Annotated in this window: 9 protein-coding genes, 1 tRNA gene and 1 pseudogene; 6 read left to right on the forward strand and 5 right to left on the reverse strand. The window is 70.0% G+C overall.

From position 1 onward, the window contains the following. Positions 1-125 precede the first annotated feature (125 nt). The 3 genes and pseudogenes from ACLQ25_RS29370 to ACLQ25_RS29380 all read right to left on the reverse strand — a co-directional run bounded on the left by ACLQ25_RS29370 (position 126) and on the right by ACLQ25_RS29380 (position 3739). Positions 126-1667 carry a cobyric acid synthase gene (locus ACLQ25_RS29370; RefSeq protein ID WP_425733990.1) on the reverse strand — a complete coding sequence of 514 codons (1542 nt, stop codon included), beginning with the start codon at positions 1665-1667 and terminating at the stop codon, positions 126-128. A 161-nt stretch (positions 1668-1828) separates the two neighbouring features. Next, a pseudogene (locus ACLQ25_RS29375) lies at positions 1829-2803 on the reverse strand (cobalamin biosynthesis protein); the annotation flags it as partial. A gap of 219 nt (positions 2804-3022) precedes the next feature. Next, complete coding sequence (locus tag ACLQ25_RS29380; protein WP_425733991.1) at positions 3023-3739, reverse strand: single-stranded DNA-binding protein; 717 nt, start codon at positions 3737-3739, stop codon at positions 3023-3025. A gap of 305 nt (positions 3740-4044) precedes the next feature. Between ACLQ25_RS29380 and ACLQ25_RS29385 the strand changes: the two genes are divergently transcribed. Together ACLQ25_RS29385 and ACLQ25_RS29390 are read left to right on the forward strand one after the other, a co-directional pair. Further along, positions 4045-4464, forward strand: a complete 420-nt coding sequence (locus tag ACLQ25_RS29385) for an HPF/RaiA family ribosome-associated protein (RefSeq protein WP_425733992.1) — start codon at positions 4045-4047, stop codon at positions 4462-4464. 248 nt (positions 4465-4712) lie between these two features. Further along, positions 4713-5765, forward strand: coding sequence for an alpha/beta hydrolase (locus ACLQ25_RS29390; protein ID WP_425733993.1), 1053 nt, complete (start codon positions 4713-4715; stop codon positions 5763-5765). Between the two features lie 51 nt (positions 5766-5816). Here the strand turns inward: ACLQ25_RS29390 and ACLQ25_RS29395 are convergent, their stop codons facing one another. Then, positions 5817-6512: a hypothetical protein gene (locus ACLQ25_RS29395; protein WP_425733994.1), complete on the reverse strand. Its 696-nt coding sequence runs from the start codon at positions 6510-6512 to the stop codon at positions 5817-5819. Positions 6513-6669: 157 nt separating this feature from the next. On the opposite strand from ACLQ25_RS29395, the gene ACLQ25_RS29400 reads away from it, so the two are divergent. Together ACLQ25_RS29400 and ACLQ25_RS29405 are read left to right on the forward strand one after the other, a co-directional pair. Then, positions 6670-6742, forward strand: a tRNA-Arg gene (locus ACLQ25_RS29400). A gap of 90 nt (positions 6743-6832) precedes the next feature. Next, entirely contained in the window at positions 6833-8230 is a 1398-nt protein-coding gene (locus tag ACLQ25_RS29405; RefSeq protein ID WP_425733995.1) for a UDP-N-acetylmuramoyl-tripeptide--D-alanyl-D-alanine ligase, read from the forward strand. A gap of 3 nt (positions 8231-8233) precedes the next feature. Here ACLQ25_RS29405 and murC read toward each other — a convergent pair whose 3' ends face one another. Beyond that, positions 8234-9679, reverse strand: a complete 1446-nt coding sequence (gene murC / locus ACLQ25_RS29410) for a UDP-N-acetylmuramate--L-alanine ligase (protein ID WP_425733996.1) — start codon at positions 9677-9679, stop codon at positions 8234-8236. Between the two features lie 1077 nt (positions 9680-10756). Here murC and ACLQ25_RS29415 point away from each other — a divergent pair. Continuing rightward, positions 10757-12040, forward strand: coding sequence for a Tat pathway signal protein (locus ACLQ25_RS29415; RefSeq protein ID WP_425733997.1), 1284 nt, complete (start codon positions 10757-10759; stop codon positions 12038-12040). Positions 12041-12070: 30 nt separating this feature from the next. Then, the gene (locus tag ACLQ25_RS29420; RefSeq protein WP_425733998.1) at positions 12071-12565 is read left to right on the forward strand and encodes an SAM-dependent methyltransferase; all 495 of its coding nucleotides are present in this window, start codon (positions 12071-12073) and stop codon (positions 12563-12565) included. The last annotated feature ends 516 nt before the right edge of the window (positions 12566-13081 follow it).

The following is a 13081-nucleotide window of genomic DNA, read 5'->3' on the forward strand; positions in this document are numbered from 1 at the left end:
TCAGCGACGTATCAGGCACCACGACTCCATGATCGACGCCGGAGGCGGTCGGTCCGTCGCGGCGGTGGCGGTGGCGGTGGCGGTGTTGACGCTGGAGGCGGTCGGTCCGTCTTGCAGGGTGGCGCTCAGGTGGGCGGGGCGCCGGGCGGGATGAAGGGGAGAGCCTCGGGTGCGCCGGTTTCGATGAGACGCCAGAGTGCGTCGGTGTCGAGGTGCTCCTCGACGAGGTCGCCGAGCAGGTCGAGCGAGCGTTCCCGGGCGGCGGCGAAGCTGGTGGCCGGCGCGACCCGGAAACCGGTACGTCCGGCCAGCCGCGCCGCCTCGGTGAGGAACCAGCGGCGGAAACCGTCGGACTCGAACGCGCCGTGCCAGTGCGTGCCGTGCACCGCGCCGTGCACCGCTCCCTCGCCCGCTCCGTCGGCCCCGGTCAGCAGCGGGGTCAGGTCCGGGTCGGACTGCGAGACGTACCCGTGGTGGATCTCGTAGCCGCGGACCGTCACGTCGCCGGGGCCGGCGCCCACCGACTGCCGGACGGTCTTGCGGGGATCGAAGGTGATCTCAAAGGGCAGCAGACCGAGCCCGGGTACGCTGCCCTGCCGACTCTCGACCGGGTCGTGGATGGCTCGGCCGAGCATCTGGAACCCGCCGCAGAGGCCGAGCAGCGGCTTACCGGCTGCCGCGTGGGCGGCGACCGCGTCGGCAAGACCGGTCTCGCGCAGCCAGGCCAGGTCCGCGACTGTCGACTTCGAGCCGGGTAGGACGATCACATCGGCGGAGGCCAGTTCGGCCGGCTCGACGGTGAGGCGTACGCGGACACCCGGCTCGGTGGCGAGCGCCTCCACGTCGGTGGCGTTGCTGATGCGGGGCAGCCGCACGACGGCCACGTCCAGCCATTCGGTGCCGTGTGGGGCGGCGGGACGGCCGAGTACCCGGCCGTAGGCGAGGGAGTCCTCCGCGTCCAGCCACAGGTCGAGCGACCACGGCAGCACCCCGTACGTGGGACGGCCGGTCACGTGACGCAGCATGTCCAGCCCCGGCTGGAGCAGGCCGAGGTCCCCCCGGAACTTGTTGATCACGAAGCCGGCGACGAGAGCCTGGTCGGCCGGGTCGAGCAGGGCCACCGTGCCGAACATCGACGCGAAGACACCGCCCCGGTCGATGTCGCCGACCACGATGGCGGGCAGGCTGGCGTGCCGGGCGAGCCCCATGTTGACGTAGTCCCCGGCCCGCAGGTTGATCTCCGCTGGGCTGCCCGCGCCCTCGCAGATCACCACGTCGTACGAGGAGCGCAGCTCAGCCAACGCCGCGTACGCGGTCTCGGCGAGCCGGGGTCGCAACTGCCGGAAGGTGCCGGCGGTGATCGTGTCGACCGCTTCGCCGAGGAGCACCACCTGACTGGCGAGGTCACTGCCCGGCTTGAGCAGCACCGGGTTGAAGCGCAGGTCCGGTGCGAGCCCGCACGCCGCCGCCTGCATGGCCTGGGCGCGGCCGATCTCCCCACCCCGCCCGTCCGGCCCGACCACGACGGCCGAGTTGTTCGACATGTTCTGCGCCTTGAACGGCGCCACCTTCACGCCCCGCCGGTGCAGCCAGCGGCAGATGCCGGCGGTGAGCACGCTCTTGCCGGCGTCCGAGGTGGTGCCGGCGACCAGCAGCCCGCCGCTCACCGCCCGCTCCCCCACCCCGTGACGCCGCCGACCCGGCCACGCCCCGCCCCGACGGGCCTTGGGCTGCCTGCCCATCGGCCAGGTTCCCCCCCGACGGGCAGCGAGCGGCCTGTCCACGGGCCGCGCTGAACCGCCTCCCGGGCCGGCACCGGGCCGGCACCCCGCCCGGTCACCGCTCGCACGCCCCACCGCGCGACTGCGCCGGTGAGGCGACCGACGGTCAGCGGGTAGGCGGCGGCCAGCCCGACGGCTGCCAGGCCGACAGCGCCGGAGATACGCGCGGCCCGCTTGAGGTGTCGCGCCTCGGGACGGGGGCCGTCGCCCAGGAACGGGCGGACCTCGGAGCGCCCGAAGTACATGTTGCGGCCACCGAGGCGGACGCCGAGCGCGCCGGCCATCGCCGCCTCGCACTGGCCGGCGTTGGGGCTCGGGTGGTCATTGCGGTCCCGCCGCCACACCCGCCAGGCGCGCTCCCGGTCGCCGTGCGCCACCGGAGCGACGGCGATGGTGAGGAGCCCGGTCAGCCGGGACGGCACGAGGTTGAGCAGGTCGTCGAGCCGGGCGGACGGGGTGCCGAACCGCGCGTAGCGCTCCGACCGGTGCCCGACCATCGCGTCCAGGGTGTTCGCGGCGCGGTAACCCAGCAGTCCGGGCAGGCCGGCGACCGCACCCCAGAGCAGCGGGGCGACCACCGCGTCGGAGGTGTTCTCCGCGACCGACTCGACGGTGGCGCGGGCCAACTCGGACTCGTCCAGGGTCGACGGGTCCCGGCCGCAGAGGTTGCCGAGGCGTTCCCGTGCGGCGGGCAGGTCGCCGTCGCGCAACGTCCGACCCATGATCGCGGCCTCGCGCCGCAGGGTACGGCCGCCCAGCACGGTCCAGGTGCCGGCGGCGACGAGGACCGCGCGGCTCACCGGCCGGTGCCGGGTGGCCAGCGCGGCGGCGACCCCGAGCGCCACGGGCCCGCCGACCGCCAACGCAGTGAACACCGCCCCGGCGGTCCGGTCCGGGCGGTGCAGGCGACGCTCCAGAGCGCCGGCCACCTGGCCGAACCCGGCGACCGGGTGCCACCGGCGGGGGTCGCCGAGCAACCGGTCCAGGGCGTAACCGGCCACCAGGCCCACCGCGTTCGCCACCGGTGCTGTCCGTCGCACGCTCACCACCCCCGGCCGGCCAGCCTAGACGAGCACCGCATGGGCCAGCCGCGCCTGCCGTACTCCACCGAACTCTCCTCCATCCGCTCTGCTCACGCGGGGTGACGACGCGAGCCGCGCCGCCACCCCGCCCCCGTCGTGCCCCGGCGCAGACGCCGTTGGGACCTCAGACGGCCGCGCTGCCGCCCCGGGACCGGACACTCATGCCGGCTGCGGCACCCGGCCTCGGCCCCGCCGGCCCCGACCGGACGACGGGGCATCCGGCTGGCCCTCGTCGGGCACCGGCCCCAACTCGTCGTCGGGGTCGTCCTCCGGGTCGGCGTCGTCCGCCGTCGCCGCGAGTGTGAGGCCGTCATCGTCCAGGGCGACGTCGAGCGGACCGTGGCCCAGCGGGCTGGTACGCGGTGAGGCGTACTCGGGCAGCTCGAAGTCGTCGTCGAGCGGGCCGTCGTCGGGCAGCGCCGGCGCCTCCTCGGCGGGTACCGGCTCGGTGGGCTCGCCGTGCACGCGGCTCTCGGTGGCGGCGTCCTCGACGGTGCTGGTGGTCATGGTCGGCCGGTTCCGCAGGAAGCGGGCGCGACCCCGGGACAGGTCGTGGCCGACGGCGACCGCCTCCAGCTCGTAGAGGGTGCGGTGGGTGCCGGCCTCGTCGATCCAGTCGCGGGTGTAGAGCCGACCGCAGACCACCACCGGGTCGCCGACCATCACCGACGCGGCGACGCCCTCGGCGAGCTTGCGCCAGCAGTTGACGCGGACGCGCAGCGAATTCCCGTCGACCCAACGGCCGCTGTCGCGGTCGAGGCGACGTGCGGTGGAGGCGACCTTGAAATTGGCCACCAGCGTGTTGCTCTCCTTGGTCCGGCGCCACTCGGGCGCCGTCAGAATATTGCCGACGATCGTGACGTACGTGTCGAACATCGTCCCTCCAGGGGATCGGGGGTGTGCCAGCGCGAGTCGACTCGGCATCGAGCCTGTGCGATGTCGACGGCCACCGCCAGCGCCGCCACCCGGACCTGTGGACAACGGGCCACCTGTGGACAACGCCCTGATCAAGCCCCTGTTGTGGTACGGCCGACCCACCCGAATGGCCAAGGGCGGTTCCGGAGCCGACCGAACTGGGTATGGATTTGATCAACGCACCACCGACAAGCTCCACGTCGACGAGAGGTCAGCACCATGACGATCACTACTTTCGGCTCCGCGACCGTTTCCGAGGTGCGGCGATGAGCGCCGTGGCGAACCCGGCGACCGTGGGCGAGTGCCTGCGGGTCGGCGCGGGGTTCTCGCAGGGCGACCGCAACTGGATCGCCGAGCAGTTCGCCACCCTCGACGCCCGGCTGGCCGGTTTCCACGCCGACGCCACCGAGCTGGAGGTGTCGGTGAAGGACCGGGAGGCGCGGGGTCAGAAGGTCACGCTGGAGTGCTGGATCGCTGGCCGGCAGAAGATCGTCACCACCTCCACCGAGGAGGACCTGCACGCCGCCCTCAACGACGTCCGCGACGACCTGCGTCGCAAGCTCAACGACGCCAAGACCCGCCAGGAGCCGAGGAACAACAAGCACCTGCGCGACATCCCGCAGCCCCAGGGCGACATCGACCCGATCGACGAGGACCCGGCCCGCGCCGACGCAGAAACGGTCTGACCCCCGCGCCCCCCCGCACCCCGCACCCCCGCGCCCCCTCATCACCGGTCGATCATGGAGTTGTGGTGGTCGTTATACCCGCTGAATCCCTTTCGCGGGGCACCACAACTCCATGATCGACGCGACGGAGGCGGCGGGCGCGAGGGCGGGGGCGAGGGCGGCGGGCGGGGGGCGGCGGGCGGCGGGCGGCGGGCGGCGGGCGGGGCGGGGCTACCGCTGGGTAGGCAGGGCGGCGTAGCGTCGGGGTTGTGGAACCGGACGTGTTGGGGTTGCCCTACGAGCGGCGAACGATTGACCTGGGCACCGACGACGAAGGTCCCGTCGTCGCGACCCTGGTCCGGCGGCGGGCCGAGCGCCCCACCGGGCGGGCGGTGCTCTACGTGCACGGGTTCGTCGACTACTTCTTCCAGACCCACCTGGCCGACTTCTTCGCCGAGCGTGGTTGGGACTTCTACGCGCTCGACCTGCGCAAGTACGGTCGTAGTCTGCTCGCGCACCAGACGCCGAACTTCTGCCGCGACATCAGCGACTACTTCCCCGAGCTGGACGCCGCCGCCGACATCATCCGCAGCGAGGACGAGCACGACACCCTACTGGTGATGGGCCACTCCACCGGCGGCCTGATCATCTCGCTCTGGGCGGACTCCCGCCGCGACGCCGGCCTCGTCGACGGCCTGGTCCTCAACAGCCCCTTCTTCGACCTCAACGCTCCCTGGGCGGTCCGTCGCCCCCTCGCGGCCGCCGTCGCCCGACTGGGCCGCAGGGCGCCGCACCGCGTCCTGCCGTTGGGCCTGGGCACGGTGTACGGCGAGAGCCTGCACGCCGACCACCGCGGCGAGTGGACCTATGACCTGGCCTGGAAGCCGCTGGCCGGGTTCCCGGTGCGGGCCGGCTGGCTGAACGCGATCCGCACCGGCCAGCGTCGGCTGCGCGCCGGCCTGGACATCCCGGTGCCGGTGCTGCTGGCCTGCTCGACCCGTTCCTTCCGGGGCAAGAAGTGGCACGACAACGCCACCCTGGCCGACGCGGTGCTGGACGTCGGGCACATGGTGAAGTACGCGCCCCGCCTCGGCCAGCACGTCACCCTGGCCCGCTTCGACGGCGGGTTGCATGACCTCACGCTCTCCGGACCGGCCGTACGGGCGAAGGTCTTCGACGAGGTCGGCCGCTGGGCCGAGGCGTTCCTGGCCGCCGGCCCCACCGCCCCGGCCGACGACGAGGCCGACACCGATGCGCCCACGCTGCCGCAGAGCCGCCGCCCGTCGACCGACACCGCCGAGGCAACAGCGGTCGGCGACTGACCGGGACGAGCGGGACGCTCCGGGGGCGAGGACGGTCAGGGCGAAGCGGGTTCAGGTGTCGCCGCGCGAGGCCGAAAGGACCGCGTCGATCCGGTCGAAGGTCGCCACCGGGTGCCCGCCGACGCCGGGCAGCACCAGGCCGAGGCAGTACAGCGACACGTCGCCGGCCGGGTCGGCCTGCACGACGAAGACGGGCGCACCCACGTACCCCGGTGGTAGTTTCGTGGTGATCCGCACGTCGTCCCCATCTCGGACCACGCGCTCGATCGCCACCTCCAGGGGGCGGGAGCCGTCCTCTCGTACCCCATGGGCCAGCACGAAAGCGGAACTGGCGTCGGCGCCGAGGTCGGCGACGGCCCCGGGCCCGGCGGCGATCCCCGCCGGTACCGGCTGCACGCGCCACCGCCAGCTGCCGTCGCCGGCGTAGCGGTGCAGGCCGGCGGTCGGCAGTACCGCGACCCCGTCACCCGGAAAGCTGGACCAACCGGGCACGATCTCGCCCTGGGCGACGGCGTCCGGCGCGACGCCCGCCGGCTCGGTGACGCTCGCCCGCAGGCCCAGCTCACCGCCCGCCGCGCCGACGAGGTCGGCCGCCGTCAGCAGCGCCTCCCCCACCAGGTCGTCGCCACCCTGAAAGAAGAAGGCGGTGCCGTAGGCATCGGCCGCCCGGTAGGGCAGAATCGCCCGACCAACGACCTGGCACAGCTCGTAGGCGACGCTGCTCTCGGCGTCGGGGTCCAGCAACACCAGCCGAGGGTACGGGGAGACGACCGGCCTCCTCGCGGGAACCCGGATGCCGACCGGAGCCGCCTCGTGAGACTCTGCACGGCAACGCGGAGGCGGCACCCATCGACCCGACACGCGGCGGGTCGGCGGTACCCTTCTGGCGCGACTTCCACGCCGCGCGCCCGTAGCTCAGCGGATAGAGCAGGGGACTTCTAATCCCAAGGCCGCAGGTTCGAATCCTGCCGGGCGCACCCAGGTCAGAGCAGGTCGATTTCAGCAACACCGCCCGATGGATCGGGCGCGGCATCAACGCTGCACGGTAGGTTCATCCCGTGCTCCCGATGACCCTGGAAGAGATCACTGCCGCGATCGGCGGAGCTGTCCACGATGCTCCCGACGCGGTGATCGTCACAGCCCCGGTGGTATTCGACAGCCGGCAGGTAGAGCCCGGCGGGATGTTCGTGGCGCTGCCAGGTGAGCGCGTCGACGGGCACGAGTATTCCGCTCCGGCGATCGAGGCGGGCGCTGTAGCGGTGCTGGCGTCACGTCCGGTCGGGGTGCCTGCGGTGGTCGTCGAGGACGTGCCTGCCGCCTATGGACGCCTCGCCCGCGCGGTGGTCGACCGACTGCCTCAGGCCACAGTCATCGGTGTGACTGGCTCGGTAGGCAAGACATCGACGAAAGACATCCTGGCCCAGGTACTTCCGACTTTCGGCGCGACCGTCGCCAACCGTGCATCGAACAACAACGAGCTTGGGTTGCCCTACACGGTCACCCGCGCCACCGCCAGCACCCGCTATCTCGTGTTGGAAATGGGTGCACGCGGCATCGGGCACGTGGCCTACCTGACCCGCATCGCCCCGCCCACCGTCAGCATCGTCACCCGCGTCGGGCACGCGCACCTTGGCGAGTTCGGGTCGGTGGAGAACATTGCTCAGGCCAAAGGCGAAATCGTGGAAGCGCTGCCCGCCGCGCACGACGGCGGGCTGGCGGTGCTCAACGCCGATGATGCGTTGGTGGCCGCAATGGCGAGCCGCACCCGCGCCCGCGTGCTGACCTACGGGATCGAGAACCCGGCGGACGTGCGGGCCGAGCACGTGAGATTGGACGAGCTGGGCCGCGCCGGCTTCCGGCTCGTGCACGACGGTCAGACTGCCGAAGTGCGGTTGCGTCTGTACGGGCTGCACCAGGCGTCCAACGCGCTCGCCGCCGCGACCGTTGCTCTCGGGCTGGGCCACCCGATCGAGGCAGTAGCCGCGGCCGTGTCGCAAGCCGAGGCCGTGTCCCCGGGCCGGATGCAGGTCACCACCCGCGCGGACGGGGTGACGATCATCAACGATGCTTATAACGCCGCGCCCGACGCCATGCGCGCCGCACTACGTGCCCTTCACACGATGAGCCAGGACAACCAACGCGCGGTCGCGGTGTTGGGCGAGATGGCCGAGTTGGGCGAACACGCCACAGAGGTGCACCGCGAGATTGGCCAGCAGGTAGCGGAGATCGGGGCCGAATGGCTGGTGGCGATCGGCGGGACGAACGCCGACCAGTACGCCGCCGGGGCCGCCGGCAGCGCCACAGCGGTTGATCGGGCGGCGGACGTGGCCGAGGCGTGGAACATGCTCAGCGACGGCCTACGACCGGGCGATGTCGTGTTGGTCAAGGCATCGAACAGCGCCGGGCTCCTCGCGCTCGCGGACAAGCTGATCGAGGAACCCGGCGCTGTCACCGCCCAGGCGTAAGGGTCACGCGGACAACGCGACCTCGGAACGCTGGGTCAGGGCGTCTAGGATCGCGGCACCGTAGCCGGTCACGTCACCGGTGCCCATCGTCAGGACCACGTCACCGCGACCGGCCATCCGGCCGACGAGCCGGGCCACGTGATCCGTGCCAAGCGGCAGGCAGTATTGACCGTCGCGCAACTGCGTCACGATCATTGTTGCGTCGGCCGCCGGCCGCCGCTGAGGCACAGTGCCGTGCACATCGAGCACCAGAACGTGATCGGCCTTGTCCGCCAGGAGCCGGCCGATCCGGCTACCGAAAGCCAGCACCCGGGCGTGCCCGGACGGCTGGAACACCACGATGACCCGGCCGCGAGCCAACGTGCGCGCGGCTTCCAGGTCGGCTGCGATCTCCTTCGGGTGATCGGCGTAGGATTCGACCACCGTTACTCCGGCCCGGGTGTCGATGTGCTCGAAGCGACGGCGTACCCCCGCGAAGGTGCACGCCGCGCCCGCCGCGTCGGCGGGGTCCAGGCCCAGGGCCACCGCGCACGCCACGGCCCCAACCGCGTTCTCCAGGTGGTGCGCCGCCGGGGTCGGCAGAGTCAGCCGCATCGTCGTCCCGTTCGGCATCCGGACGGTCGCCGACACGCTCCACCCCTCGGCGTGCACGTCGAGCAGGCAGATATCGGCCGTGCGGCGCCGGCCGTAGCGCAGCACCGTCAGGTCAGGTCGCTCATCGGCGATGACCTCGGCGGCCACGTTCGCGCCCACGCAGTCGGCGTTCACGATCAGGAACCCGTGATGAGCGATCCGGCAGCCGAACTCGACGTAGGCACGCATCACCGCGGCGTGGTTGACGAAGTTCTCCGGGTGATCGTCCGTGACATTGGTGATGATGGCCATCGACGGGGTGAGGAAGTGAAACGAACGGTCCGACTCGTCCGCCTCAGCGACCAGCAGCCGGGACCCGCCGAGACGGGCGCCAGACAGAGGCCCGGTCACATCGGCCCCGATCAGGTAGGTCGGGTCCTCGCCGAGAGTGCGCAGGATGTGGGCCAGGATGCCGGTCGTGGTGGACTTACCGTGCGAGCCGGACACCGAGACGAGCCGCCGGTTGGCGCTGAGCGCGTCGAGAACCTGCGCCCGGTGGACCACCGGGATACCGGCGGCGCGGGCCGCCTCGATCTCCGGCGCGTTCTGGGCAACCGTGGTGTAGACGACGCAGCTCGCGCCCTGCACGTAAGTGGCATCGTGCCCCACGTTGACCCGCACGCCCGCGACGCCCAGGGCTGCGAGTGTGGCGGAGTCGTTCAGGTCGCTGCCACTGACCTGGTGGCCCAGTTCGGCCAGCAGCCGGGCCAGTCCAGACATGGCCGACCCTCCGACGCCCACGAAGTGCGGACGGGACAGGTCAATCGGGCCGGTGTAAGCCTCGATGGTCGGGTTACCAGTGATCGTGTCGGTCATGGTGCCGTGTCTCCTTCGAGATGAGAGCTGACGGGTTCCGTGCCGTGAGCGGACGTGCGAGAGGGCCTGCTCCTTCCGACGGGTGCGATTCCTTGCGCGCGGCCAGGGTGGCCTCGGGTCACCGCCTCGGCCGCGCGGGTCCAATCGATGTGCGTCGGCCTGTAGGGCGAGGCCGGAGACGGTGGCACGCCACCGTCGGGAAACGGGAAATAGCCAGTAGCCGGCGACGCAGCACCAAACGCCGCTTGCTTCCGCCCTCGCTTGCGCGCTGCGCGGCACGAGGGGCACGCACACGGGCGGCCACCAGGGAAGTGGAGTGACCGGTGCGGGCGATGCCTTGGTCGGATCAGATCCGCGTCGTCGTCATCCATGTGCGACGTCACTACTTCCGCAGGGTGGGGTGTTCACGACGTTCCCAACGACGGCACGAGACGATGCCCCGAAGAGTGCAGGGCCGCCGATGCGACGCGCGTTGATCAGTTCAGGGCGGGTCGCTCCCAGGTTCCGCCTGGGTAGACGCAGTGAGCGGCGGAATACGCGGACCGCGTCTTCGCGTTGCGGGCAGGACCCCGACTTTCCGCAGCCGGCGCAACAACCATTTGCGCTCAAAACCGTGTGCCGATCCAATACCAGTTGCGCCCTGTCGATCTGCCCGCCGCCAAAGTAAGTAGTCACGCGATTTCGCCTCCCGAGGGGGCAGGGCACGCCGCAGGAGCAACAACCTCTCGCCCATACGACGCACCCTGCCCGTCACCCACCACCACGGCGCACATCGCTCGTAGCAATGGGGATTCCGCCCAGATTTCAGCCACACAAGACCGACGCGACGCGGGGCTGATGTATTTGCCGATTCGTCGTCGTCTTGCGCACCTACAGCGAATCGCAAACCACCGCCTTTAGGTACTCTGTAACGAACGTCGAAGCGGTGAACGTGGTGAAAGATCGACTTCTATGCGGGGGTACACAGTGCCGCAAGCGGGACCCGGCAACACCAAGCTCGCAGCCGTGATCGCGGAAGCTGGGATGTCCCACGCCGAGGTGGCAAGAGCACTGGTCCGCGTCGCTCAAGAGAGCAACGTGGACGAGTTGACCGGGGTCGGCCGCTCCCACGTCTCGCACTGGATCGCGGGCTCGAAGCCTTCCGGACGAGCACCCGTGCTGCTCTGCGAAGCGCTGTCACGCAAGCTCGGACGCGTGCTGACCTTGGAGGACATCGGCCTGCCAGCTCCACTGCTGTCCTCAGCCGACATGCTTGGGTGGCGAGTCGATACGCTGGCCGCGCTGACCGAACTCGGGAGAGTCGACGTGGACGCTGAGCGCAGGCGTGTTCTGGGCACTGCCGCCTACTCGCTTGCTGCGCTTGCCCTGCCAGCCGATCCCTGGTGGACGCGCATGGCCAAGCTGGGCCAAGCGCGCGGCACGCCCGCTGGCAGGACCGTAGGCAGGGGCGACGTTGACGCGGTACACGACATGGCGTCGCTGTTCTCGCGCGTGGACCAGCGCCGAGGCGGCGGGCACGCCCGATCAGCAGTAGCCCAATATCTCAGCTCCGACGTGGCGGCTTACCTACGCGGGCGCTACGCAGACGAAAAGCTGAGACGCGACATGTTCACCGCGGCCAGCGAGCTTTCTTACCTTGCGGGATGGATGGCGTTTGACAATGGCGAACACAACGTCGCGCAGCACTATTTCAACATCGCAGTGAAGTTAGCTGCCGAAGCCGACAACCCGGCGATGGCGGGCCACGTCCTCCGGGCGATGGCACACCAGGCGATCGACCTTGGGCACCACAAACACGCTCTCGATCTCGCCGATGCCTCGGTGCGCGGCGACCGCTACGAGACGGCAGCTCCACGGGAACGCGCTCTCATAGGAGTGGTCCATGCTCGCGCTCTAGCAGTAAATGACGAGACCCAACATTCGGCCCGCGCGCTGCTCCGAGCAGAGGACGACCTTGCCGCCGCCACCCAAGGAGACGACGAGCCCGGACGAGTCTTCTTCTTCGCTGAGGCCAGCCTCGCGCACGAGACGGCATGCGCGTTACGTGACACCGGCGACCTAGCGGGGGCGACAAGTCATTTCCGCCGCAGTGTCAGGACACGCAAAGCGGCAGCCTTCACCCGAACCCACGCCGTCACGCTTGGTTACCTCGGGGCAGTGCAGGCCCGGCAGGGTGAGATTGAGGAAGCCTGCGCAACGTGGTCCCGCGCCCTCGACGCGATGGACGGCGTTCGCTCGGGCCGTACGCGTCAGGTAGCCGCCGAGATGCGCGCCATCCTCTCCCCCTACCAAAACCGCAAGATCCGAGGGGCCCAGGAGATCGATGCTCGCGCCAAGAGCTACCTCTCTACTTCTGCCTAGAAGAAGTCACATACAGACCGGGAGGGCCGAATGGCAGCCGAAGAATTCACCGTGGAGTCCATTGCTCGCGTCGTAGGGGGAAGAACCGAGCCAACAGACGACTACTGGGGCGGAACCAGAGCTGTCATTCGAGTCGATGAAGAACGCTTCACGCCAGAGGCCACCAAAGGACTTGAGGAGTTCTCTCATCTTGAGGTCGTGTTTCGCTTCCATCTCACCGATCCCACTGACCTGAACCTCGGTGCACGTCGCCCCAGAGACAACCCGGAGTGGCCGGAAGTCGGCATCTTTGGCCATCGCAACATGCGTCGGATCAACTGGCTGGGCGTAAGTCGGTGCCGCCTGGTCAAGGTCGACGGGCTTGAACTGCACGTCGAGGACCTGGACGCGGTGGACGGCACTCCAGTCCTCGACATCAAGCCCTGGTTCTCAGAGTTCGGGCCACGAGGCTCGGTGCAACAAGCTAGGTGGAGCACCGAAATGCTAGAAGGCTATTTCGCCACACAAGACGATCAATCGGCCTGACGGGCGGCGCGTGCCGGCACCCTGTCGCATCCATCGCTTAACGTGATCGCCATGACTGAGAATCTCGTCGCCAACCGTCGCGCCATCCACCGCGACTCCTGATTCCCCAACCCCAAGCGCGAGCGTCACCGCCATTCCCGAGTAAGGCGTGCGTCAAGGTCAGTGTCGTTTTGATTGAAAGGGCCTGGCGGAAGTCTGCGGCGGGAAGAACTAAATGCTAGCGCAGTTCATAAGATCGAATGAGATGAGGGCGCTCGTTCAGCAAGAACCCTAAGCGGGCGTCATTCCAAACCTCAATGATTGGACGCTCTCCACGGGAGTTGTGCCGTTCAATCCAGGCTATGGCGTCAGAGGTGAAGCGCCCGCTCATCGCGACAACTACAGAGGTTGAAAGGCTGATGTCCGTCGGCGTGTCTGCGTGATCTGGGTCGATGGGTTCGGTAGGCCTGAGGTATGAGGTATCCGGCTGGTGGTGGGATGAACGCGGCAGCCCGGGTCCGGCGTGAGAAGGTCCGG

It is taken from the genome of Micromonospora sp. DT44 (assembly GCF_049841635.1).
GTDB lineage: Bacteria > Actinomycetota > Actinomycetes > Mycobacteriales > Micromonosporaceae > Micromonospora.

Bases quoted from the DNA above. Each gene is read 5' to 3' on its own strand.
- ACLQ25_RS29405 (WP_425733995.1), top strand. From the start codon at position 6,833: ATGACCCTGGAAGAGATCACTGCCGCGATCGGCGGAGCTGTCCACGAT.
- ACLQ25_RS29420 (WP_425733998.1), top strand. From the start codon at position 12,071: ATGGCAGCCGAAGAATTCACCGTGGAGTCCATTGCTCGCGTCGTAGGG.
- ACLQ25_RS29380 (WP_425733991.1), bottom strand. From the start codon at position 3,739: ATGTTCGACACGTACGTCACGATCGTCGGCAATATTCTGACGGCGCCC.
- murC (WP_425733996.1), bottom strand. From the start codon at position 9,679: ATGACCGACACGATCACTGGTAACCCGACCATCGAGGCTTACACCGGC.
- ACLQ25_RS29385 (WP_425733992.1), top strand. From the start codon at position 4,045: ATGAGCGCCGTGGCGAACCCGGCGACCGTGGGCGAGTGCCTGCGGGTC.